The following is a 24,390-nucleotide window of genomic DNA, read 5'->3' as shown; positions in this document are numbered from 1 at the left end:
CATGTCCAGCCTTCTTGTTGAAAATGTCACCACCCGGCGCCCGATAAACGCCGATAGCCTGGCGTTGTGCAGCCTGAGCGACCTGACCGACCTGCCGCGGGTCGGCTTTCGCGGCACACAGAGCGCTGAGTACCTGGCGGCGCGCGGTTTTGCCCTGCCAGACGCACCCAACCGCGCCGTGACCCAGGACGATGGCAGCCATGTGGTGCGGCTGTCGCAAACTGAATACCTGCTACTGGGCAGCCCCGCCGATCAGGGCGAACGGATTGCCGATGAAGAGGCCCGCTGGGAGCTGGATCACAACGCCAACTACCTGCTGCCGCGCCAGGACAGCCACGCCTGGCTGCAACTGTCGGGCAGCGCGGTCAGTGAGGTGATGGCCAAGCTGTGCGGCGTCGACCTGCGGGCCCAGGCTTTCGGCCCCGGCGCCGTGGCTCAGACCTCGGCAGCGCGGATCAGCGTGATCGTGATCAATGCAGGGTCGGCGCTGACGCCGTGCCTGCAGATCCTCTTTGATCGCTGCTCGCTGGAGTATTTCAAGGCGGCGTTGCTCGATGCGATGGGCGAATTTGCCTGAGCAGGGCCGATCGCGCAGCAAACACAGGACTTGGGAGCAGCTTTAGCTGCGAAGCCTTCGCTGCTCAAGCAGCTCCTACGGTCCAATGCATCACCCTGGAGATTGCATGATCGAACCTCTGGACAAAGACGTCGACTATCTGGTCCCGGCCCTGGCCCGGGGGTTGAGCGTGCTGGGCCTGTTCAACGCCCAGGTGCGTGCGTTGAGCATTCAGGAGATCGCCGAGCGGCTGCAGGTTAGCACCTCGGCGATCTACCGGATTCTGGTCACGCTGACGCACATGGGGTATCTGAACAAGCTCAACAGCCACTATGAACTCGGTGCGCGGGTGGTCAGCGACGGCTTCAGCTATCTGGCGAGCCGGGACATCGTCGATGTCGCCATGCCGGCGCTCAACGCCCTGCGCGACCGCACTTCACTGTCGTGTCATCTGAGCATCCGTGAACACACCGACAGCCTGTACCTGTATCGGGCGTTTGCCGCCCAGCGCCTGTCGGTAAACATTCCGGTGGGTACGCGTATTGCCTGCCATTGCACTGCCATGGGGCGCATGTTGCTCACCGCCCTGGATGATGCCCGGCTCGGGGCACTGTACCAGCACATTCGCCTGGACGATTACCCGCCACCCGCACCGCGGACATTACCCGAACTACAAAGCATGATCCGCCAGGACCGCGAGCGCGGCTGGGTCGTGCATCGCTCCGATTACTCCACCGCGATTGCCACGGTAATCCGCGATCACACCGGGCAGGTGACGGCGGCAATCAACCTGTCCGGGCCCGATGCCGTGATGGACCCTGAAGGCGCCACGGAGCGTTTTCAGACCCTGCTGCTGGAAACCAGCGCCTGTATCAGTCGTGAACTGGGTTACCGGGACACACCTGCGCTGGCTTAAACATTTAAGCGCAAGCAGCCACTCAAGAATCCCGCCGCAACGCCGACGTTACTAACGTGTACTTCTGCTTTTACCGGTTTTGCTGGGACCGGCACGCAGCGTGCATCAGCGGTTGCTCAATTGCGATGTATAAAAATAATCCGGAGCCAAAATGAATATCAAACAGAAGCTGACAGGGGCGTTCGCGGTTATCGCGTGTTTGCCGATTGTCGTTGTCGCCAGCATCGTTATCGTCAACCTGCGCACAGAGGCCACGGATGATTTTGTCGACAACAGCGGACGGGAAATCCGCCAGGTCGAGAATGCCATGCAGTTGTTCTTCGACGGTATCAGCCAGAATGTCGAGTATCTGGCCTCTTATCCGCTGCTGGCCAATGCAGGTAACGACGTCAAGAATTTTACCGGTCCGGACCCGCTGAGCACCCCACCGTCGGAGACCGACAAACAATTGTTTGACCTGTTTACCCGTCTGGCAAAAAGTCATCCGGCGTACTCGTATGTCTCTTATGGTCTGGCCAACGGCAGCTATGCGATGTGGCCCGAAGACAAGACCTTGAAAAACTACGACCCGCGCGTCCGGCCCTGGTACAAGACCGCCCTGGCCAACCCAGGCAAGACCGTGCGAAGCGAGGCTTACTACTGGGCGAACGATGACGCGGTATTGGTCAGCACCATTCGAGCTATCCCCAACGTACTCGGCAACCCTGGGGGTGTCGTCAACATTGATGTTTCACTCAAGCAGCTGACGGGCATCGTCAAACAGATCAAGCTGGGTGAAAGCGGTTACCTGATGCTGCTGGAAAACAACGGCAACGTGCTGGTCGACCCGAACAAACCGGAAAACAACTTCAAAAAGCTCGGCGAACTGGGCGGCGGCTACAGTGAGCTGGCCAAGGCCGGCAAGGGCCTGGTCAAGGTCGAGCTGAACGGCGAGCGCTACATGGCCAACGTCTATCCGGCTGACAAACTGGGCTGGAGCTTCATCGGCCTGATCAAGCAGGACGAAGTCATGGCCTCGGCCAATAGCCTGACCTGGCTGATCGGCATTATTGCTGCCGTGCTGGCCGTGGTGTTCGCCCTGGTGGGGGCCAGCTTCGCTAGCCTTATCGTGCGGCCGATCAACGGCGTATCCAGCGGCCTGGAAGGCATTGCCCAGGGTGAAGGTGACCTGACCGTGACCCTACCGGTGCGCGGCAATGACGAAACCGCCAAACTGGCCGGCTGGTTCAACCAGTTCCTGGGCGCCATCCGCAGCCTGATCCAGCACATCACCAATGCTGCGCACAGCATTCTCGATGCCTCCCAGAGCGCAACCCGGGTCTCGGGCAACATGGCCGACGCCGCCAATCGCCAGCGCGAAGCAGTGGACATGGTCTCTACCGCCTTCCACGAAATGGTCGCCACCGCCAACGAAGTCGCCCGCTCGTGCAGCCAGGCCGCCGAGTCGGCCGACACCAGCCAGCAACAGGCCCGCGACGGTCAACGGCAGATCGACGACGCGGTGCACAGTGTCGACCAGCTCAGCGAGGAAATCGCTCGCTCGGCCAAGGACATGAGCCAGCTGGAAAAAGACAGCAACGACATTCAGTCGATTCTCGACACCATCCGTTCGATTGCCGAGCAAACCAACCTGCTGGCGCTCAACGCCGCCATCGAAGCGGCGCGGGCCGGTGAACAGGGCCGTGGTTTTGCCGTGGTGGCCGACGAAGTCCGGGCGCTGGCCAAACGCACCGCCGACTCCACCGCAGAAATCGACACCCTGCTCGGCAATCTGGCCCGCCGTACGGCCTCGGTCGCCCAGCAGATGCATTCAAGCCTGGAAGTGTCGCAGCAGTCAGTCAGCAAGATCGGCCAGGCACGCACCAGTTTCGGCCAGATCCGCGAATCGGTGGATGTGATCCGCGACATGAACACCCAGATCGCGACCGCCGCCGAAGAGCAGCATCAGGTCGCCGAGGACATCAACCGGCACATCAGCCAGATCCATGGCGATGCACAGCTGGTGGTGGAACTGGCTCAATCGGCACGGGTGGATTCGCAAAGCCTGGCGTCGCTGTCCAATGAACTCGATACCCTGGTGCGCAAGTTCCGCACCTGATTGCTACCCTGCTCAAGCAAAAGGCGGCTTCGGCCGCCTTGTTGCTTTCTGGCCTCCCCGCTCGCTCAGTTTTCGCCTAAACCCCTCTAGTTCAAGCATTGCCAATGATCCCCGATAGAAAAAATTGGCATACCATCAGACAAAAAGCTAAAGAATCGCACTTATTGGCCGAGACCCTGACGGTTACCTGCCAAGCCCCGGTTTTCTCGCGGCTAGACCCACCCTGCGTGCACAGCGGCGGTCGCATCCTGGTCCTAATAACAATCCGGAGCCTGAATGAACATCAAACAAAAGCTGACCGGCGCCTTCGCGGTCATCGCGTGCCTGCCCATCGTGGTGGTGGCCAGCATCGTCATTCTCAATTTGCGTAGTGAAGCGACCGACACCTTCACCGACAGCAGTGGCCGGGAAATCCGCCAGGTCGAGAACGCCATGCAGTTGTTTTTCGAAGGCATCAGCCAGAACGTTGATAACCTGGCCAGCCACCCGCTGCTGCTCAATGCCGGCAACGATGTGAAGAGCTACGTCAGCGCCGATGCTCAGAGCGTGGCGGCCTCGGACACCGACCGGCAACTGACCGACCTGTTCAGCCGCCTGATCAAGAGCCACCCGGCCTATGCCTATGTGCAGTTTGGCCTGAGCAATGGCAGCTATGCGATTGGTCCGGGCGAGCCCGACCTGAAAAGCTATGACCCGCGTACTCGCCCCTGGTACAGCCTGGCGATGGCCAGCCCGAACAAGACGCTGCGCACCGAAGCGCACTACTGGGCAGCCGACGACGCGGTACTGGTCAGCACCGTACGGGCGATCCCCACCGCCTTGGGCAATCCGGGCGGGGTGATCAACATTGATGTGTCACTCAAACAACTGACCACCATCGTCAAGCAGATCAAGCTGGGCAACAGCGGCTACCTGATGCTGGTGGAAAACAACGGCAATGTGCTGGTCGACCCGAGCAAGCCGGAACACAACTTCAAAAAGCTCGCGGAGCTGGGCGACGGCTACCGCGAACTGGCCAAGGCCAGCCAGGGCCTGCGCGAAGTGCAGCTCAATGGCGAGCGCTACATGGCCAACGTTTACCCGTCGACGCAACTGGGCTGGAGCTTTATCGGCCTGATCAAGCGTGACGAAGTCATGGCCTCGGCCAACAACCTGACCTGGCTGATCGGGGTGATTGCCGCCGTGCTCGCCGTGGTGTTTGCGTTGATCGGTGCCAGCTTCGCCAGCCTGATCGTACGGCCGATCAATGGTGTATCCAGCGGCCTGGAAGGCATTGCCCAGGGCGAAGGCGATCTGACCGTGACCCTGGCGGTACGTGGCAATGACGAAACCGCCAGACTGGCCGGCTGGTTCAACCAGTTCCTGGGCGCGATCCGCAGCCTGATCCAGCACATCGCCGGCGCCGCCAGCAGTATTCTGGCGGCCTCACGCAGCGCCACCCAAGTGTCAGGTGACATGGCCGACGCCGCCAATCGTCAGCGTGAAGCAGTGGACATGGTCTCTACCGCCTTCCACGAAATGGTCGCCACCGCCAACGAAGTCGCCCGCTCCTGCAGCCAGGCCGCCGAATCGGCCGACACCAGCCAGCAACAGGCCCGCGACGGCCAGCGGCAGATCGACGACGCGGTGCACAGTGTCGACCGGCTCAGCGAAGAAATCTCTCGCTCGGCCAAGGACATGAGCCAGCTGGAAAAAGACAGCAACGACATTCAGTCGATTCTCGACACCATCCGCTCGATTGCCGAGCAAACCAACCTGCTGGCGCTCAACGCCGCCATCGAAGCGGCGCGCGCCGGTGAGCAAGGCCGTGGGTTTGCAGTGGTGGCCGACGAAGTCCGGGCGCTGGCCAAACGCACAGCCGACTCCACCGCCGAGATCGACACCTTGCTCGGCAACCTGGCCAGCCGTACCGCCTCGGTCGCGCAACAAATGCATTCGAGCCTGCAGGTGTCGCAGCAGTCGGTGAGCAAGATCGGCCAGGCACGCAGCAGCTTCAGCCTGATCCGCGAGTCGGTGGATGTAATCCGGGACATGAACACCCAGATCGCCACCGCTGCCGAAGAGCAGCATCAGGTCGCCGAAGACATCAACCGGCATATCAGCCAGATCCATGGCGATGCGCAGTTGGTGGTCGAGCTTGCGCAGTCGGCAAGGTCCGACTCGCAGAGCCTGGCGTCGTTGTCTGACGAACTCGACGCACTGGTACGGCGCTTTCGCACCTGATTGGCGCCGCGCCGCGCACATCAACAGTGCGCGGCGCTGACCGTCGGCCTATCAGGAACGCACTCCTGATTGCGCATCGTTAACACCCGCAGTTTTCTTCCCCCCTAATTGGCGTGAAATAACCTGAATACGGGTGTCGCTCAATTACCCCCACGTGAAATAATGGCAATGCGCTAGCTAGCGTGCTTGCGCACCATTAAAGTGCAGTACGCACACCCTGCCCTTACCCTGGACGACATGTGTAGCAATGACACTGGTAGCTGAAAACACGGATGTGATGTATCGCCTGCTGGTGCAGAGCGTTGTGGGTTATGCCATCTATATGCTGACCCCGGAGGGAGTAGTCGCCAACTGGAACAGCGGCGCCGAACGGGCCAAGCAGTACAAGGCCGAGGAAATCGTCGGTCAGCATTTTTCGTTGTTTTATAGCGAAGACGAACGTGCCCGTGACGTCCCCATGCACGGCCTGAACATTGCTCGTCAGACCGGCCGGTTCGAGGCTGAAGGCTGGCGCCTGCGCAAAGACGGCAGTACCTTCTGGGCGCACGTGATCATCGACGCGATTCGTGCTGATGACGGTACGCTGATCGGTTTCGCCAAAGTCACCCGTGACGGGACGGCGCAACGGCAGGCCTTGATGGCCCAGCGCGAACAGGAACGGCGCTTTCGTCTGCTGGTGCAGGGGGTTCCTGACTACGCGATCTACATGCTTGACCCGGACGGCCATGTCGTGAACTGGAACTCCGGAGCGCAGCGCACCAAGGGTTATCTGGCCGAAGAAATCGTCGGTCAGCACTTCTCGCTGTTCTACACCGCCGAGGACCGCGCCAAAGGCCTGCCGGATCGTGGCCTGGCCACCGCACTGCGTGACGGCCGGTTCGAGGCCGAGGGCGTGCGCCAGCGCAAGGATGGCAGCACCTTCTGGACTCACGTGCTGATCGTCCCCATGCATGACGAAGACGGTCTGTTGATCGGCTTCTCCAAGATTACCCGGGATATCACCGAGCGCCGCGAGGCCGAGCTGCAGGTGCTGGCCGCTAAAGAACTGGCCGAGCGCTACAGCGAAAAGATGGCAGCCCTGTCACGCTTTCTCGACTCGGTGATCGGCAGCATTCCGGCCGGGGTTATCGTGCAGGACGCCAGTAGCCGCGAGGTGTTGCTGGCCAACGAGCAAGCGCAGCGAATTTTTGGCAGCGCACAGTCAATGGTCGGCCGTCGCGTGCATGAGTGCCTGCCTGCCAACCTGGCCGACTATATTCGCGAACAGACTAATCAATGCCTGAACGGCGCCGGCATGCGGCTGGCCGAAGATCGTTTGCGGACCGCCATCGGCCCGCGGGTGCTACGCACCAAGAGCCTGCGCCGCATTGATGTCGATGCGCACTCGGACTATGTGCTGCTGATTACCGAAGACGTCACTGACGAGATCGCCGCCCGCGAGCAGATCCATCATATGGCGCACCACGACTCATTGACCGGTCTGGCCAACCGCACCTTGCTGCACGAAGAGCTACAAGCGGCGCTGCACAATTGCGCCATGAATCAACGCATGGTCGCCACCCTGTGCCTTGATCTGGACAAGTTCAAGAACGTCAACGACGCTTTCGGCCATGCCTTTGGCGACAAGCTGTTACGCGCGGTGGCCGAACGGCTGCACGGGGTACTGCGCGACGAAGACACCTTGGCGCGGCTGGGCGGCGATGAATTTGCCATTGTCCTGCCGCGCATCGATCGCCCTGAAGACGCTTTGCGTACTGCGCAGCGCATCATCGATTGCATCGCCCCGGCGTTTCTCATGGACGGCCATAACTTCCTGATCGGCGTGAGTATCGGTATCGCTTTTACTCGCAACCCGCATGAGCACGCCGAACTGCTACTCGGTCATGCCGACATGGCGCTGTACGAAGCCAAGCGCAATGGTCGCAACCGCTATGAGGTGTTCCACGAGGACATGGCCGAGGCTGCCCAGCGCCGTCGGCTGATGGAGATCGATCTGCGCAAGGCGCTGCACCTTGGCCAGTTGCACCTGTATTACCAGCCCATCATTGGCATGGACACAAGCTGCATCACCGGCTACGAAGCCCTGATGCGCTGGCAACACCCGTCAAAGGGGCTGGTGATGCCGCTGGAGTTCATTCCGGTTGCCGAGGAGACCGGCCTGATTCACGAGGTCGGCGCCCGGGCCTTGAACCTGGCCTGCCAAGAGGCGTGCACCTGGGGCACTGAGCAGAGTGTGGCGGTGAACCTGTCGCCGGCGCAGTTCAAGAACCGCGAGCTGGTCAGTATCGTCAAGCTGGCGCTGGATGACTCGGGCCTGGCGCCACATCGTCTGGAGCTGGAGATCACCGAGTCGGTGTTGCTGGAAAATAACGAAGAGAACCTTGAGACCTTGCGTGCACTCAAGGCCTTGGGGGTCGGTATTGCGCTGGATGACTTTGGTACCGGCTATTCGTCGCTGGGCTACTTGCGTTCGTTCCCGTTCGACCGGATCAAGATTGACAAGTCATTCGTGCATGAGATGGAAGAAAGCCGTGAGGCGATGTCGATCATTCGGGCGATTACCGGGATCAGCAGCAGCTTGTTGATCAAGACCACGGCTGAAGGGGTCGAAACCGAAGAGCAGTATGCGCGGCTGCGGGCCGAGGGCTGTTCGCACCTGCAGGGGTATCTGTTTGGCAGGCCGTCGCCGACGCATGAGCGCAAGAAGAAGATGTGATGTGGCGGTAGGAGCGGCTTTAGCCGCAATACTGTTCAATTAGGCGCCGCAAATCTCTGTGGGAACGAGCTTGCTCGTGAAGAGGCCGTTAAAGTCACAGCATTTGTAGTGAATGTGCCGCCGTCTTCGCGAGCAACCGGAGCGCCGGCCGGCTCTTACCACCGGGGGCATGCAGTTCCTAAGTGAACAGCGTTGGCTTTAGCCGCGAACGGTTTGGTTCGTTGCAAGGATCATTGCCGCGGTTGTCTGTGCGTTGGGTTCCGCTCTTTACGAGCGGGTTACTTTGGGGCGCCAAAGTAACCAAAGCGCTAGCTCCGGTCTTGGCCCCCTGCGGGGGTCCCCTCGCTCCGGTGCCGATTTGGCGGTCGGCGCGATGGGCGTCCTGCCCAGCGCACCTAAAGCCGGCTTCCCTGCCGGCTTTCCCACCAAATCGACACCTACGCTCGGCCAGCGCCAATCGTCGCGATTGGCGTCGTCTGTGCCATCTCGGCTCGAAGAGCAAGATCAACGGCAACGGCAATGGCAATGGCAATGGCAATGGCAATGGCAATGGCAATGGCAATGGCAATGGCAACAGAGCTTTCGAGCCGGGCGCGTTTTTTTGGAATGCGATCTTGCAGACGCCGACAATCGCGACCATTGGTGCTGGCACGGAGCACAAGGTCAATTCGCAACTGCAGCGAAGCGCTGAGCGCCTACAGCAGTTTCCACGTATAGCTAAGAATCAGCCGGTTTTCGTCGATATCACTGCGGTAGTTGGAACGTGCCGCAACGTTACGCACGCGAATGCCCAGGCCTTGCAAGGTGCCGCTCTGCACCACATAGCCGATGTCCAGATCGCGCTCGCGGTCTTTGCCTTCATAACCGGCCCCGGTGGTGACGTTATCACCGCTGATGTAGCGCACGGTGGTGGTCAGGCCCGGAACACCCAGGGCGCTGAAGTCATAGTCATAACGCAATTGCCAGGAGCGCTCGTCGGTGTAGGCAAACTCGTAGGTCGGCACTTCGTTGCCCAGCGGGGTGATGTTGGCAAATACCCTGGGGAACGGGCTGTCGCCGTACATGGCCTGGTAGCCAACATAAAAGGTGTGCCCACCACGCTTGGCCGACAGCAGCGAGAAGAACGCTTGGTTGTCGATAGTGCCAAGCAACTTGTCGCCATCTTCTTTGGCGCTGTAGTAACCCAGGTTGGCGCCCAGCACCCAGTTGCCCACTGGCTGGCTGTGTTTGAGGCCGACGAAGCCTTGCGCATAGATGTCTTCAAGCTGGCCGTACCACAGGCTCAATGAGCTGCGTTTGTCGTTGAAGCTGTAGTCGCCGCCCAGGTAGTTGAAGGCATCGGCAGCCGCCTGGCGTTGCGGCACATGGCCAAGCATGGCGTTGAGTTTGTCGTCGCCGGCTTCGTTGCGCAGGTGGGTGCTGTTGAGGTGGCCGGCCTGCAGGGTCAGGCCGCTGATTTCACTGGAACTGAGCGCCACGCCCTGATAGCTCGGCGGCAACAGGCGAATGTCACTGAAGCTCAGCACCGGCAGGTTGGGTTGCAGTTCGCCAACTTTGAGTTCGGTCTTCGAGAGCCGCGCCTTGAAGGTCGCCGCGACCCGGCTGTACTCATCGGCTGCCCGGCCATCGCCGTGGGTAGGCAGCAAGCCGGTGTTGACCCGATCCGGGCTGCTGTCGAGTTTGATACCCAGCAGCCCGGTAACGTCCAGGCCGAACCCGATCACACCTGGGGTGTAGCCGGACTTCACATTGAGGATGAAGCCCTGCGCCCACTCCTCCTGCTTTGACTGCCGGTTGGCGCCGACAATGTCAGAGAAATCACGGCTGAAGTAGTAATTGCGCGCTTGTAAGGTGGCACTGGCGCCGTCGATAAAGCCCTCTTTCTCCGCTGCGCCGGCGGTTAACGCGGTCAGCGGCAGGCTCAGGCTGACCAGGCTGATGAGGTGACGCTTGGCGATCTGCTGTTGGCTCATGGTTGTTCTCTTGTTGTTATGAATAAGTGAAGCCTCAGCGCGCCGAAACCGGCACAGCCTGCGCTGAGGGGCAACGCTTTCAGGTTTTTTCGCCAGGCAAGGCCGCCACCGACGACGGCCGTCGTGCCTGCATCGCGACGTGCACGATCAACCCCGCCAGCAAGCCCCAGAAGGCCGCCGACAAGCCGAGCAATGACACCCCCGAGGCGGTCACCAGAAAGGTGAACAGCCCGGCGTCGCGCTCAGCGGGTTGCGCACTGCTGCGGCTCAGTGCCTCGCTGATTGCACCGAACAGCGCAAGCCCGGCCAGTGCAGCGATCAGTTCTTTGGGAAAGGCAGCAAACAGCGACACCAGGGTGGCCCCGGCAATGCCCAGAATCAGGTACAGCAGGCTGCCGGCCAGCGCCGCGATGTAACGCCGCCTGGGGCTTTCATGGGCTTCGCGGCCGGTACACAGGCTGGCGGTGACCGCCGCCAGGTTCAGGCCATGGCAACCGAACGGCGCCAACAAGGCGCTGCCCAGGGCGCTGGCGCTGATCAGCGGGCTGGCCGGGGTCTGGTAACCGGCGTTGCGCAGTACCGCCATACCCGGCATGAATTGCCCGGTCAGCGCCACCAGTACCAGCGGCAAGGCCAGATTCAGGGTCGCTTCAACGCTGAACTCAGGTGTGATCAGGGTCGGTGTGGCCAGCCCCAGCACCAGCGCATCGCCCTTGAAATCACCGTTCAGCCAGGTCATCAGCGCACCGACCAGCAGCACCGCCATCACCGCGTAACGTGGCAACAGGCGCCGCATCGACACATAGGTGGCGAACATTGCCAGCACCAGCCAGGGCTTGGCCGGCAGTGACTCGAACAGCGCCGTGCCGAAGCTGAACAGAATCCCGGCTTGCAGCCCCGCAGCGATCGAACCCGGCAAGCGGGCAATGATTCGGTCGAAGGCGCCACTCAGACCAACCACCCCGATGATCAGGCTGGCGACCAAATAAGCGCCCACCGCCTGGTTGAGCCCCAACTGCGGCAATTGCGACACCAGCAACGCACTGCCCGGAATGGACCAGGCAATCACCACCGGCACCTTGTAGCGCAGGCTGAGCAAGCCGCCCAACAACGCGCTACCGATGGAAATGGCCCAGATCCACGACGACAGTTGGGCATTGGACAACTGCGCCGAGTCAGCCGCCTGGAAGATAATCACCAGCGGCCCGGCATAGGAAATCACCGTGGCAATGCAGCCGGCCAACACCGCAGACAGGGACGCATCCTTGAACAGGTCGTTCATGGGACCTCGCAAGACGTAGCATTTTTATAAGCGAGCGGAGCCTCTGCGCGAGCGCCAGGTCGCTCGCTCGCGCAGATGGATTTCAGGCCTGCCTGGCCAGCAGCGGCGCACTGGCAATCGCCTGGCGTTGCGCGCTGATGGCGAACACGGTCATGGCAATCGCCGCGATGGCACCGGGGATGGCGAAGGCCATGAAGTTCAGTTGCAGCGGCAGGTTGATGCCCATCAGCGCGCCGCCGAGCAGCGGGCCGACGATGGCGCCGTTGCGGCCGATGCCCGAGGCCCAGCCAAGACCTGTGGAGCGCATCGACAGGCCGTACAGCTGCGCCGCGCCGGCATACAGCAGAATCTGGGTACCGATGGTGGTGGCCCCGGCGATGAAGATCAGCAGGTACAGCATTGGCATCGGGCTGTTGAAGCCCAGCAGGCTGATCGACACGGCACCAAGAATGAAGAAGCCTACAGTGACTTTGGTCAGGTTCAGACGGTCACCCAGCCAGCCGCCGAAGATCGCCCCGAACATCCCGCCGAAGTTCAGCGCCAGCAAGAACGACAAGCTCGAGCCCAGGCTATAGCCGGCGTTGGCCATCAGTTTCGGCAGCCAGGAGCTGAGCGCATACACCATCAGCAGGCAGCAGAAGAACGCCACCCACAACGCCAGCGTGCGCACCGCACGGCCCTCGCGAAACAGCTCCAGAACCGCCACGCCTTTGCCTTTGGCATCGCTTACAACCAGTACGTCATCGGTCGTGAGGTTGTGGCTGGCATCGAGCCGATTGAGCAGTTTGCGCGCTTCATCACTGCGGCCCTGGCGCACCAGAAAACCGATTGACTCGGGCAGGTAGTAGAGGATCGCTGGCAGCAGCAACAGCGGCAGTGCGGCGACCAAGAACATCGACTCCCAACCGAAGCGCGGCAGCATGAAGATGCCCACCCCGGCCGCGAGCATGCCACCGAGTGAATAACCGCTGAACATCACCGCCACCAGGGTGCTGCGCATACGCTTGGGGGCGTATTCGTTCATCAGTGCCACGGCGTTGGGCATCAGGCCGCCACAGCCTAACCCTGCGATAAAGCGGCAGATACCAAACTCGGTGGGGCTGCTGGCGAAGCCGTTGACGATGGTTGCGCCGCTGAACAGCGCAAAGCAGATGGCAATGCCCTTTTTGCGCCCGATCCGGTCAGCCAGGCTGCCGAACGCCAAGGCACCGAACATCATCCCAAACAGCGCGTAGCTGCCCAGTGCACCGGCCTGCAGCGGGGTCAGCCCCCACTCTTTCATGATCGCAGGCAATACCACGCCATAAATGAACAGGTCATAGCCGTCGAAGATCAACAGCAAGGCACACCAGCTCATCACCATCCAGTGGAAGCGGCCGAACCGCGCGTTGTCGATAATTGCGTGTACGTCGATGTTTCGCATGGCATCAATCTCTTGTTTTTGTTGTGGAGAGCATTGCTGCGTATAAGCTTTTTCAGACAGTGCCACGCACTGCATTGGTCGGCACTCCGGTTGCCAGCCAATGCAGCGCAAAGCGCTGCCCTACCCCAGATCCCCGCCGCCTACCGGCAGCGTTACGCCGGTGATGTACGAAGCCTCGTCCGAGGCCAGGAACAGAATGGCGCCAACCTGCTCATCAAGGCTGCCGTAGCGTTTCATCAGGCTGCTGCCCAGGGTCTGGTCGACGATCTGCTGATACCAGACCTTCTCCTGCTCGCTCTGCGGCGCAGCGTTGCGCGCAATGCGCCGCGGTGGCGCTTGGGTGCCGCCCGGTGCAGTGGCATTGACGCGGATCCCGCGCCCGGCGGTTTCGAACGCCAGGCAAGCGGTCAACGCGTTGACCCCGCCCTTGGCCGCGCCGTAGGGCACGCGATTAACGCCACGGGTGGCAATCGACGACACGTTGACGATCGCGCCGCTGCCCTGCTCCAGCATGTACGGCAGTGCGGCATGACAGCACCACAGGGTCGGGAACAACGAGCGACGCACCTCCGCTTCAATTTCCTGTGCCTGATAGTGCTCGAAGGGCTTGGCCCAGATGGTCCCGCCCACGTTATTGATCAGCACGTCCAGCCGACCAAAGCGCTCAACGGCCGCCGCCATGACCCGCTGCGCGTCTTCGCAGCGCTCAAGGTCAGCGGTCAGCGCCAGGCATTGGTCGTCCAGGCTGTCGGCCAGCTCGAACACCAGCTCGCTACGGTCCACCGCCACCAGCCATGCGCCTTCGCTCAGCAACCGCTCGGCGAGCCGTCGGCCAATGCCTTGCGCGGCACCGGTGACCAGCACCACTTTGTCTGCAAATCGCTTGCTCATCACAGCCTCCCTGGTTCAGGCCGCACTGGCGGCGAATTTTTCGAAATAGAAGTTCGCCGGCGTGATGCCCTGCTCGCGGATAAACTGGCTGACCGCCTCGACCATCGGCGGGGGGCCGCACAGGTAGACATCAACGTCGCCGTCGTTGAGATGCTTGGGCTCGATGTGATGGGTGACAAAGCCCTTGTGCGGGTAACTGCTGTCCGGGCTGGACACACAGGCGCTGTAGCTGAAGTCGGGAATCCGCGTGGCGAAATCGGCCAGCACGTCCATCTCCACCAGGTCGCTGTCATGGGTCACCCCATAGATCAGATGCAGTGGGTGCTCGCTGCCCTGCTCCACTATTTTCTCCAGCATCGCGGTGAACGGCGCCAGCCCCGTACCACCAGCCAGCAGCAACAGCGGGCGCTTGATGTCACGCAGGTAGAAACTGCCCAACGGGCCGGCCAGGGTCATGCTGTCGCCGGCCTTGGCCATACCGGTGAGGAAGCTGCTCATCAACCCGCCCGGCACGTTGCGGATCAGAAAGCTGACCTCGCCGTTTTTCTGCAATGAGCTGAACGAGTAGGCGCGGCTTTGCTCGCTGCCCGGCACCTTGAGGTTGACGTACTGACCAGGCAGAAACGCCAGCTGGCTCAGCGACTCACCTTTGATTTTAAGGGCGATGGTGCTGTCAGAGAGCTTCTCGACCTGGCTGATCGCCGCCTCAAAACTGGCCTGGCGGGTCTTGCACACATCCGAGGACGCCGGGATGCGGATCACGCAGTCACTTTCAGCGCGCATCTGGCAGGTCAGTACATAGCCTTGTGCGGCTTCGTCTTCAGTCAATGCGTCTTCGATATAGTCCTCGCCCAGCTCGTAGCGGCCGGCTTCGGCGAAACACTTGCAGGTGCCGCAAGCGCCGTCACGGCAATCGAGCGGGATATTGATACCTTGCCGATAGGCCGCATCAGCAACCGTCTCGGTGGCAGCGGCGTCGATGAAACGGGTCACGCCGTCTTCGAAATTCAGGGCAATCTTGTGCATGACGCACCTCGCAGCAGCAGTCGGCCAGTCATTCAGCCACGCCGATTCAGATGTGATAAACGTCGATCAGCTGACGTACGTAGTCGTTCTTGAGCACCACTTTCTTGGCCCTGATCAAGGGCTGCCCACCGCGGATATCGAGGGTGTAGAAGCTGGTGCCGAAATAGCTGTCGACGGTCTTGTAGCGAAAGCTCAGGGTGTGCCAGTTGAAACGCACCTTGCACTGCCCGTCGTCCTGCTCCAGCACTTCGATGTTGCTGATGTTGTGCGAGGTGCGGGTGTCGGGAATGGTTGCGCTGGAGCGTTCGGTCTTGATCCGGAACACCCGGTCTTCCAGGCCGCCACGGTTGCCGTACCAGATCAGCGAGATTTCCTTTTGCGGGTCTTGGGTCAGCTCGTCGTTATCGTCCCAGGCCGGCATCCAGAAGGTCGCGTCGCTGCTGTACAGTTCCAGCCAGTTGTCCCAGTCGGCGTCATCCAGGTAGCGCGCCTCGCGGTACAGAAAATCCCGCACGGTTTCATACAGGGCGCTCATCACACAGCCTCCACAGGGATCAGTTGCGGTTCGTCAGCTACGGCCTTGAGCATGGTTTGCTGCCAATACTTGTGTTGCAGCACGAACAGGCCTTCGTCTTCAGTGCGCACCCCGGACAGCAACGGTTTGAGTTCGATCTCCTGGGCAGCGGCATCAGCGCCCTCGATCCAGTGCGCGGCACCGCGCGACATGTCGTTCCAGCCCCGTGAACCCTGGTAGCCCATCTGGCACGAGCGGAATTCTTCTAGGTCGTCCGGGGTGGCCATGCCGCTGACGTTGAAAAAGTCTTCGTACTGACGAATGCGCTTGGCCCGGGCCTCGCTGCTCTCACCCTTGGGGGCGATGCAGTAGATGGTGATCTCGGTCTTGTCCACCGCAATCGGCCGGGCGATGCGGATCTGCGAGCTGAACTGGTCCATCAGGTACACATTGGGGTACAGGCACAGGTTGCGCGAGTTCTGGATCATCCAGTCGGCACGGGCCTGGCCGAAGTCCTTGGCCAGTTCGTCGCGGCGCTCGAACAGCGGCCGGTCTTCCGGGTTGGCCCAACGGGTCCAGAGCAGCAGGTGGCCCTTGTCGAAGGAGTAGAACCCGCCACCGGTCTTGCCCCAACTGCCGGCGCTCATGGTCTTGATCTCTTCACCGGCTTCACGCAGCTTGCGCTGGTTCTGGGTGGCAGCGTAGTTCCAGTGCACGGCGCTGACGTGGTAGCCATCGGCGCCGTTTTCGGCGGTCAGCTTCCAGTTGCCTTCGTAGATATAACTGCTGGAACCACGCAGCACTTCCAGGCCCTCAGGCGACTGATCGACGATCATGTCGATGATCTTCGCCGACTCGCCCAGGTGCTCGACCAGCGGCAGCACATCGGCATTCAGGCTGCCGAACAGAAAGCCCCGGTAAGACTCGAACCGCGCCACGCGGGTCAGGTCATGGGAGCCTTCGCAGTTGAAGCTTGCCGGATAACCGGCGTCCTTGGGGTCCTTGACCTTGAGCAGTTTGCCGTTGGTATTGAACGTCCAGCCATGGAACGGGCAGGTATAGGAGGATTTGTTGCCGCGCTTGTGCCGGCACAGCATCGCGCCGCGATGGCTGCAGGCATTGAGAAAGGCGTTGAGTTCGCCGTCCTTGTTGCGGGCAATGAAGATCGGCTGGCGACCGATGCTGGTGGTCAGAAAATCATTGACCTCAGGGATCTGGCTCTCGTGGGCCAGGTAGATCCAGTTGCCTTCGAATATGTGCTTCATCTCCAGATCGAACAGGCGCGCATCGGTGAACATCTCGCGCTTGCAGCGGAAGATGCCCTGCTCCTTGTCTTCCTGGAGCAGTGAGTTCAGGTAGTCGAATCCCAGGGACATGGCCAGGGCCTCCATTGTTATTGTTCAGGCCGGGTCAGGTTAGGGTCAGGGCGGGATGGGCAATATCCGGTTCTTGCAGATCGCTATCCGTTTTCTGCAAAGCGGGGGTTGGCCGGGGGCATTTGTGGGAGCGGCTTTAGCCGCGAAGATCTTTCGGTTTATGCAAAGGTCATTGCCGCAGTTGCCTGTGCCTCGGGTTCAGCCCCGACGGGCGGGTCACTTTGGTTTCGCCCAAAGTAACCAAAGGCATTGCTCCTGGCTTGGCCCCGCCCTTTGCGGGCGGGGTTCGCTCACTCCGGTGCCGATTTGGCGGTCGGCCAGCGCCAAAGTCGCGTTCGGCGGCGTCTGTGATATTTCGGCTCGAAAAGCAGAAGCAGCGGGAGCATCGGCGCAGAGAATCTGCCGCCCGGTAGTGCCTACCGAGCCAGCAGGCGTTAAAGCTGTCGGCGCTTGAGGGTATCGGAGGGCAGTTCGCCGAAGCGCTGGCGGTAGCTTTCCGAGAAGCGCCCCAGATGCAAAAAGCCATGGTCCATGGCAATTTCGGTGAGGCTGCGCACGGTGCAGTTGGGGTCTTTGAGGCAGGCATGGATACGTTCAAGCCTGCGCTGGCGCACGTAGAGTTTTGGCGTGACGCCCAGATGCCGCTCGAACAGCCCGTACAGGCTGCGCAGGCTGACCCCGGCCTGGATGGCCAGGGCATCGAGGTCGATATCGTGTTTGAGGTTGCGCTCGATGTAATCGAGCAGCCGTTCGAACACTGCCGGCTGCCCGGCGAGGTTTTCGCGGCTGACGTTGGTCTTCATCAGGGTCAGCATCTTGCTGGCGACAATCTGCGCGTAGTGCTCCTCGACCTTGAGCATCCGCTCGTCAGCCTCAGCCTCCTGACAGACCATGGCCAGCAGATTGACGAAGCCATCGAGGCCCGGCAACTGATAGCGATTTTCGGTAAACCGCACCCCGTCACGCGGGTGCTGCCAACGCTGCTGTTCGCACACCGACTCGATCAGGCTCACTGGCATTTTGAGGATAAACTTCTCGCAATCATCCGAATAGGTCAGGTCCACAGGGTCATCAGGGTTGATCAGCAGCAGCTCACCGGGGGCGAAGTAATGCTCCTGACGATGCCCACGCCACAGGCAGTGGCCACTCAACAGGATCTGCAAATGGAAGATGGTTTCCAGCGACTGGGAAATGACCCTGACGCTGCCGCCATAGCTGATACGGCACAGGTCAAGGTTGGCGAACTGGCGATGATTGAGGCTGGCCAATGGACGGCCTGCTGCCGGCATACGAATATTGTGGGTACCGACATGCTGGTTCACATAGCCCGATACGAGATGCGGGTCGGCACGGTCGAACACCCGACTGCGCTCACTGAGCAGACGACTATCCATAAGGCAAGGCACTCTTGTAATTATTCTTGTCGGGCTGCCGTGGCGTGGTCGCACCAGGCAGAGGCTAATCGGCGGTGCTCTGACGGCCCACTCATCGGTCACTGGCCTTCAGAGTAAGGTCGCCGCGCGACAAGCGTCAATCAGCCTTCAGTGCTATCCGGGCGATAATCGAACGGGACCGTCAGGCCGTACTTGACAGGAGCGTCTGGAACGCGGCTTGTGGCTGATCCGTCGCGAACGGATATTCACATTTGGATACGAGTGAGTATGCTGCAACCATGAGCACGAGCCCGCTTCGCCATCCCTGCCCGCCCGGCGCCTGTGATTGTCGGCGTGAACAATTGCACGCACCCGGCACCGACCAGCGCATCCTGCTGCTGACCCGCGAGCAGGAAAAGCGCTTGCTCGAACGCCTGGAAAACGTCGAAAGCCTGGCGCAACTGGAACATCTGCAAAAGCGGATCTTCGAACAACTGGGGGTTCGGGTGCACATCGCCCCCGGTTTTAATGAAGTGCGCAGCATGCGTGGTATCGGCATTCAGCTGGACGACCTGCCCGGCTTATGCCGCAAGACTCGCCAGGCGATCCCGGCGGCGATCCGCCGGGGCCTGGAAAAGCGCCCGCACATCGCCTGGGACCTGCTTAACGCCAACGACCTGCTACGCGATACCTGAATGGCTGGCGCCGCAGGTTCAGCCCCGCGACAACATACGCTTGAGAATCAACCCGACCCCGACAGCGACCAGCGCAGCCTTGCCCGGATTGGCGCGGGCGAACGCCTTGGCCTGTTCCAGCTTCGACGGGCCGGCGCTGACCGGCTTGGGTCGTTTGGGCGCAAGCAGAGCGTCAGCGCGGTCGAGCAGTTGACCTAGCAGATGGCGCGACTGCGGTCCGCGATTAGCGCCAATGGCGTGACCGCGTTTGATCAAGGCATCGGCCTGATCAAGAAAGCTGTCGAGTTCCGAACGGGTCTTGTCGTGCAGGTCGCGAGCGAGCTTGTCGGAAATATCACGGGCCATGAACTGTACCTTTTTAGGTGGGGGATACAGCGTTGACTGCGTGGCGAGCGGCTTCGTTCCCGGCATCATGAGCGCTATCTGCCACTTGCATGACTGCCGTGCCCTCACTAGCATTGGGAACCTTTCTCAAATGCTAGCCATTCACGCCATGAGTGATGTCCCACCAGCGACTTCCGCGGCCCACCTGAGCATGATCGAAGCCTTGTACAGCAGTCATCACAGCTGGCTGTACAGCATGCTGCGCAACAAGCTGGGCAATGCCATGGATGCGGCAGATCTGGCTCAGGATACCTTCACCCGGATCCTGGCCTCACGCGTGACCCGCATCGAGCAGCCGCGTGCTTACCTGCACTGTGTGGCCAAGGGCATTCTGGTCAACTGGTATCAGCGCAAGGCGCTGGAGCGCGCCTACCTTGAGGCGCTTGCGCAGCTGCCTGAGCCTGAGGTGCCATCGCCCGAGGTGCGGCTGATGGTGCTGGAGACGCTGCATGACATCGACGCCATGCTCGATGCGCTGCCGCCGCTGGTGAAGCGCACCTTCCTGCTCTCGCAGATCGCCGGCCTCAAGTATCAGGACATCGCCACCGAATTGGACATCTCGCTGATCAGCGTCAAACGCTACATGAAGCAGGCCTTCGTCCAGTGCCTGTTGCTGGTCGAATGATGTCTGCAACCGGTGAGCATCAGGCCCTGGAAGAAGCCGCTGAATGGCTGATGCGCTTGAACGAGGGCGGGCTGAATGAGCATGAGCGGGTCGAGTGGCTGGCCTGGCAGGCCAGTAGCCCGGCGCGTGCGCACGCCTGGCAGCGCGCGCAACTGTTGCAAAGCAAGCTTGGCGGTTTGCCGCCGACACTGGCCATGGCGGCGCTGGATCGCCCGGCCAGCCGCGAGCGTCGGGCGCTGGTCGGCAAGCTGGCCGTGCTGCTGGCGGTGCTGCCGACCGGTTGGGCGGGCTGGAAGGTTTTCGACACCGGGCATTGGTCGGCGGACTACCGCAGCGCTGTGGGTGAGCGCCGCGAGCTGACCCTGGCTGATGGCTCACAGCTCACTCTCAATACCGACACGGCCATTGATGTGCGCTTTGATGACCAGCAGCGTCTGATCCGCATGCTGGCCGGTGAACTGCTGGTGCAGACCGCCAGCGACCGGCGGCCGTTGCGGGTAAGCACAGCGCAAGGCCGGATGCAGGCGCTCGGGACGCGGTTCATCGTCCGGGTGCTCAAGGCCAGTACCCGCTTGCAGGTGCTCGAAGGCGCGGTGCAGGTCCAGCTCAATGATGCGCAGGCAGGCGCTGCGAGGCGGGTCAATGCCGGGCAGAGTGTGCAATTCACCAGCCGCGAATATGCCGTGCCTCTGGCACTCGACCCGGCAGCCGGCGCCTGGACCCGCGGCATGTTGCTGGCCGATAACCAGCGCCTTGACGACTTCATCACCGAGCTGGGCCGCTATCGCCCCGGCGTGCTGCGCTGTGACCCGGCGATTGCCGGGCTGCGGGTGGCCGGTGCCTTCCCGCTGCAAGACACCCGACGCGCCTTGCAGATGCTGGCGCAAACCTACTCACTGACGGTCAGCGAGCATCTGGGCGGCTACTGGACCACGTTGTCCGCGACGTAGGCCGGATTATTTCCCGGCAGGCCTGATACTTTTTTCGTTCCTGGCTGGCAAGGACATACACCCTGCCATCTTCGCCAACAAGGTTCCTGCATGTCTGCCACTCCTTTCCCGCCTCGTGCACTCATCCTGGCTGTTCGCAATACCCTTCTCGGTCTTTCATTGAGCGCGGCCATCGGCACATTACCGGTCGTTGCCGCCAGCCTCGACGGCCCCAGCCATTCTTACCGGATTGCTCCGGGGCCGCTGGGCGCGACCCTGTCCAGCTTTGCCGTTGAGGCCGGAGTGGCCTTGTCGTTTCAGCCGGCGCTTACCGAAGGCTTGAACAGTCCGGGGCTAACCGGTGACTTCACCGCCCGGCAAGCCCTGACCCGGCTGCTGGCCGGTAGCGGGCTGGTGCTGGTCGAGCGCGGCGATGGCAGTTACAGCCTGGCTCCACAACCGCCCAGCAGCGGCCTGACCCTTGACAGCACCACAATCAGCGCCAGCTCAAGTCACCCTGGCAGCCTGCCCGAAGCCTACGCCGGCGGTCAGGTTGCCAGGGGCGGACGTGTGGGCCTGCTGGGTAACCGCGACATCATGGATACCCCGTTCAGCGTCAGCCAGTACACCGCAAAGATGATCAGCGACCAGCAGGCGGTGACGGTTGCCGATGCCCTTGAACGCGACTCATCGGTGCGCTCTACCGGGCAGACCGGCGGGATCGTCGACTCGTTCTTCATTCGCGGTTTTCCGGTAGGCGAAGGCAACCTCGGCGAGCTGGCCTTCGATGGCGTGTATGGCGTGGCCCCCAACTATCGGGTGTTTACCGAGTACGCCGAACGCATTGAAGTGCTTAAAGGCCCTGCCGCCCTGCTCTACGGCATGTCACCCAACAGCGGCGTCGGCGGGGTGATCAATATCGTGCCCAAGCGCGCTCTGGATGAAGACCTGAACCGCTTTACGGCCAGCTACGCCAGTGACTCGCAACTCGGCGGGCGCATGGACCTCAGCCGCCGCTTTGGCGAGTCGCGCCAGTTCGGCGTGCGGTTCAATGGCAGTACCCAGCAAGGTGATACGCGCATCGACAAACAGCAACGCGAGGTGAATATTGGCGCGCTGTCGCTCGATTATCAGGGCGAACGGCTGCGCACCTCACTGGACCTGATCAGCCAGACCGAACACTTCGACGCGGCATCGCGGCCGTTCCTGATTGCCGCAGGCCAGCCGATACCTTCAGCCAGCAACGGCCGCAAAAACGTCTCGCAAGCCTGGGGCTGGTCAGAAACCCGTGACAAAACCGCCCTGCTCAGTGGCGAGTACGATCTGAGCGACTCGCTGACCCTGTTCGCCCACGCCGGTGGCGGTCGTTCGCAAGTCAATCGCCTGTCGGATCAGACGCCCACCCTGCTCAACCGCGCAGGCGATACCAGCTCAGTGCCCGGTTATTACCGCTTCGAAGTTGAGCGTTATACCGTCGATGCCGGTGCGCGCTGGAGTTTCGACACTGGAGCGGTGAGCCATAGCGCCACATTACAGGCCACGCGCTACCGGGACGAGCTGTCGCGCGGCATCATTTCCGGCGCCGCATTGCGCTCAAACCTGTATCACCCGCAAGACAGTGCCAAGCCTTCGATCGCCCGCCCCGACCCGGCAAAAGTCTCACAAACCGAGCTGTCCGGTCTGGCCTTGGCCGATACCCTGTCAATGTTCGACGAGCAGCTGCAGGTCACCGCCGGTCTGCGCCAGCAGAGCATCGAATCGGATAACTTCAATGCCGCTGGCGCGGTGACCTCGCGTTATGACGAAAGCAAAACCACGCCGTTATTTGGCGTGGTCATCAAGCCCTGGGAACACGTCTCGCTGTACTACAACTACATCGAAGGCTTGAGCAAAGGCGATGTGGCACCGGCGACGGCAAGCAACGCCGGGGAAATCTTCGCACCCTATATCAGCCGTCAGCACGAAGTCGGCATCAAGGCCGATTACGGGACATTCTCATCGACCCTCAGCCTGTTTCAGATCAAAAAACCCAGCGGCGAGTTGAGCGATGGTGTGTACGCGGTGCAAGGCGAGCAACGCAACCGGGGGGTGGAGCTCAATGTGTTCGGCGAAGTCACGCGCGGCACGCGCCTGCTTGGCGGCCTGACCTTGCTGGACGCCGAACTGACCGAGACCGCCACAGCGGCCAATCGCGGCAACACTCCGGTCGGCGTGCCGAAGGTCCAGGCCAACCTGTGGGCCGAATGGGACACCCCCGCCATCGAGGGCCTGACCCTGACCAGCGGTGCGATCTATACCGGCAAACAATACGTCGACCAGGCCAACAACCAGGCGCTCGACCCGTGGACCCGTATCGATCTGGGCGCGCGCTATACGACCCGAATCGCTCAACGCCCGACCACGTTCAGGGCCAGCGTACAAAACGTGTTCGATAAACAGTATTGGTCGGGCGTCGCCTCCTACGGGGCGTTCTCCCTGGGCGCACCCCGCACGTTGCAGCTGTCGGCGACGGTCGACTTTTAAACCAAGCCCGATCCCGCCCGGTTCCAGCGCCGGGCGGGTTGTTCTGGGCAGTGACTTAACCGGCCTCTTCGTCGCAATGCCGCCCAGACCAAGGTCGCTCCCACCGGGGGCATACAGTACTTAAGTGAATGTATTGGTATTAAGGTTTGATGCCAAAACACCATTAGAAATGATAATATTTCTCACTGGCGGAGCAGACTGGGACTTGCGGGCAAGCGAATGCTGGACAAGTATGAAATCCATTACTTGACATCCTCCCCGCCCTAAAGGGCCGGGATTCCCACAATTGGACGCTCATGCCCGAGCGCGAGAATGTTCTTGGCGGCGTTGACGTCGCGGTCGTGGGTGACACCGCACCCACAACAAGTCCATTCCCTTATTCCAAGCCCTGCGATACCTCTCGGCCTCGAGTCCGGCAATTGCTTGCAGCTCGAACAGGTTTGGGTGGTGTTTCTCTCGCTGACAACCTTGAAAACCGTGCCTGCGTGATCGCATTTGTATTCCAGCATGGTTTTCAATTGGCCCCAGCCGGCGTCCAGCACCGACTTGGCCATCCTGGTTTTCGCGAGTTTCAGTGAGTTCACATCGCCCACCACAATGACGCCACAACGCGCGACCAGCGCGTTGCTGAACTTATGCAGGGCATCCTTGCGGCGGTTCGCAACCTTGGCGTGAATCGCCCGCACACGAGCCTTCTTGCCGGCACGCTGGGCCGTGCCCAGGGCTCTCTCCAGATCCCTGTAGAACCTGCCGCTTTCAAGGCGATCACCGTCGCTGCAGGTGGCCGTGGTTTTCAGTCCGAGGTCGATACCCACTGCGTCCTGGCCTGGCGATAACTGGCGGTCGAACTCGACCACGACGTTGAAA

20 protein-coding genes are annotated in these 24,390 nt (G+C 61.4%); 9 read left to right on the top strand and 11 right to left on the bottom strand.

Annotated features, from left to right (window positions below; all coding sequences use genetic code 11):
- Position 1 precedes the first annotated feature (1 nt).
- From NJC38_RS15985 to NJC38_RS15965, 5 genes are all read left to right on the top strand, one after another.
- Entirely contained in the window at positions 2-577 is a 576-nt protein-coding gene (locus tag NJC38_RS15985) for a sarcosine oxidase (RefSeq protein ID WP_253115683.1), read from the top strand.
- Positions 578-683: 106 nt separating this feature from the next.
- Positions 684-1,472 carry an IclR family transcriptional regulator gene (locus NJC38_RS15980; RefSeq protein ID WP_253115681.1) on the top strand — a complete coding sequence of 263 codons (789 nt, stop codon included), beginning with the start codon at positions 684-686 and terminating at the stop codon, positions 1,470-1,472.
- Positions 1,473-1,623: 151 nt separating this feature from the next.
- On the top strand, positions 1,624-3,570 hold the full coding sequence (locus NJC38_RS15975) for a methyl-accepting chemotaxis protein (protein WP_253115679.1): 1,947 nt from the start codon (positions 1,624-1,626) through the stop codon (positions 3,568-3,570).
- Between the two features lie 276 nt (positions 3,571-3,846).
- Positions 3,847-5,793 (top strand): methyl-accepting chemotaxis protein, encoded by a 1,947-nt coding sequence (locus NJC38_RS15970; protein WP_253115677.1) that lies wholly within the window; start codon positions 3,847-3,849, stop codon positions 5,791-5,793.
- Positions 5,794-6,040: 247 nt separating this feature from the next.
- Positions 6,041-8,509 (top strand): EAL domain-containing protein, encoded by a 2,469-nt coding sequence (locus NJC38_RS15965; protein WP_253115675.1) that lies wholly within the window; start codon positions 6,041-6,043, stop codon positions 8,507-8,509.
- Positions 8,510-8,946: 437 nt separating this feature from the next.
- Here the strand turns inward: NJC38_RS15965 and NJC38_RS15960 are convergent, their stop codons facing one another.
- From NJC38_RS15960 to NJC38_RS15920, 9 genes are all read right to left on the bottom strand, one after another.
- A complete protein-coding gene (locus NJC38_RS15960) occupies positions 8,947-9,168 on the bottom strand; it encodes a hypothetical protein (RefSeq protein ID WP_253115673.1) in 222 nt (73 codons plus the stop codon).
- Positions 9,169-9,204: 36 nt separating this feature from the next.
- Positions 9,205-10,482, bottom strand: a complete 1,278-nt coding sequence (locus NJC38_RS15955) for an OprD family porin (protein WP_253115670.1) — start codon at positions 10,480-10,482, stop codon at positions 9,205-9,207.
- A gap of 79 nt (positions 10,483-10,561) precedes the next feature.
- Complete coding sequence (locus tag NJC38_RS15950; RefSeq protein WP_253115668.1) at positions 10,562-11,764, bottom strand: benzoate/H(+) symporter BenE family transporter; 1,203 nt, start codon at positions 11,762-11,764, stop codon at positions 10,562-10,564.
- 82 nt (positions 11,765-11,846) lie between these two features.
- Positions 11,847-13,187, bottom strand: a complete 1,341-nt coding sequence (locus tag NJC38_RS15945; protein ID WP_253115666.1) for an MFS transporter — start codon at positions 13,185-13,187, stop codon at positions 11,847-11,849.
- Positions 13,188-13,307: 120 nt separating this feature from the next.
- Complete coding sequence (locus tag NJC38_RS15940) at positions 13,308-14,078, bottom strand: 1,6-dihydroxycyclohexa-2,4-diene-1-carboxylate dehydrogenase (RefSeq protein ID WP_253115664.1); 771 nt, start codon at positions 14,076-14,078, stop codon at positions 13,308-13,310.
- Between the two features lie 15 nt (positions 14,079-14,093).
- Positions 14,094-15,104: a benzoate 1,2-dioxygenase electron transfer component BenC gene (gene benC, locus NJC38_RS15935; protein WP_045491886.1), complete on the bottom strand. Its 1,011-nt coding sequence runs from the start codon at positions 15,102-15,104 to the stop codon at positions 14,094-14,096.
- A gap of 46 nt (positions 15,105-15,150) precedes the next feature.
- Positions 15,151-15,639 carry a benzoate 1,2-dioxygenase small subunit gene (gene benB, locus NJC38_RS15930; RefSeq protein ID WP_045491888.1) on the bottom strand — a complete coding sequence of 163 codons (489 nt, stop codon included), beginning with the start codon at positions 15,637-15,639 and terminating at the stop codon, positions 15,151-15,153.
- On the bottom strand, positions 15,639-16,994 hold the full coding sequence (benA, locus tag NJC38_RS15925; protein ID WP_045494852.1) for a benzoate 1,2-dioxygenase large subunit: 1,356 nt from the start codon (positions 16,992-16,994) through the stop codon (positions 15,639-15,641). The genes benB and benA overlap by 1 nt, the downstream gene beginning before the upstream one ends.
- Positions 16,995-17,428: 434 nt before the next feature.
- Complete coding sequence (locus NJC38_RS15920; protein WP_045491891.1) at positions 17,429-18,388, bottom strand: AraC family transcriptional regulator; 960 nt, start codon at positions 18,386-18,388, stop codon at positions 17,429-17,431.
- Positions 18,389-18,666: 278 nt separating this feature from the next.
- On the opposite strand from NJC38_RS15920, the gene NJC38_RS15915 reads away from it, so the two are divergent.
- Positions 18,667-19,062, top strand: a complete 396-nt coding sequence (locus NJC38_RS15915; protein WP_253115662.1) for a hypothetical protein — start codon at positions 18,667-18,669, stop codon at positions 19,060-19,062.
- An 18-nt stretch (positions 19,063-19,080) separates the two neighbouring features.
- Here the strand turns inward: NJC38_RS15915 and NJC38_RS15910 are convergent, their stop codons facing one another.
- On the bottom strand, positions 19,081-19,407 hold the full coding sequence (locus tag NJC38_RS15910; protein ID WP_045491896.1) for a hypothetical protein: 327 nt from the start codon (positions 19,405-19,407) through the stop codon (positions 19,081-19,083).
- A 148-nt stretch (positions 19,408-19,555) separates the two neighbouring features.
- Here NJC38_RS15910 and NJC38_RS15905 point away from each other — a divergent pair, with 148 nt between their 5' ends.
- The 3 genes from NJC38_RS15905 to NJC38_RS15895 all read left to right on the top strand — a co-directional run bounded on the left by NJC38_RS15905 (position 19,556) and on the right by NJC38_RS15895 (position 23,523).
- Positions 19,556-20,071 (top strand): sigma-70 family RNA polymerase sigma factor, encoded by a 516-nt coding sequence (locus tag NJC38_RS15905; RefSeq protein ID WP_253115872.1) that lies wholly within the window; start codon positions 19,556-19,558, stop codon positions 20,069-20,071.
- Positions 20,071-21,021, top strand: coding sequence for a FecR domain-containing protein (locus tag NJC38_RS15900; RefSeq protein ID WP_253115661.1), 951 nt, complete (start codon positions 20,071-20,073; stop codon positions 21,019-21,021). Before NJC38_RS15905 ends, NJC38_RS15900 begins: the two co-directional genes overlap by 1 nt.
- Positions 21,022-21,111: 90 nt before the next feature.
- Positions 21,112-23,523 carry a TonB-dependent receptor gene (locus NJC38_RS15895; protein WP_253115659.1) on the top strand — a complete coding sequence of 804 codons (2,412 nt, stop codon included), beginning with the start codon at positions 21,112-21,114 and terminating at the stop codon, positions 23,521-23,523.
- A 263-nt stretch (positions 23,524-23,786) separates the two neighbouring features.
- On the opposite strand, the gene NJC38_RS15890 is transcribed toward NJC38_RS15895, so the two are convergent.
- Positions 23,787-24,390, bottom strand: a 604-nt coding sequence (locus NJC38_RS15890) for a transposase (protein ID WP_253115657.1), incomplete at its 5' end; no start/stop codon positions are given.

Origin of the sequence: Pseudomonas sp. 21LCFQ010 (assembly GCF_024129905.1) — a bacterium.
In the GTDB taxonomy this organism is placed as follows: domain Bacteria; phylum Pseudomonadota; class Gammaproteobacteria; order Pseudomonadales; family Pseudomonadaceae; genus Aquipseudomonas.
Note: the sequence above shows the minus strand (reverse complement) of the source record. Positions and strands in the feature narration are given on the sequence as shown.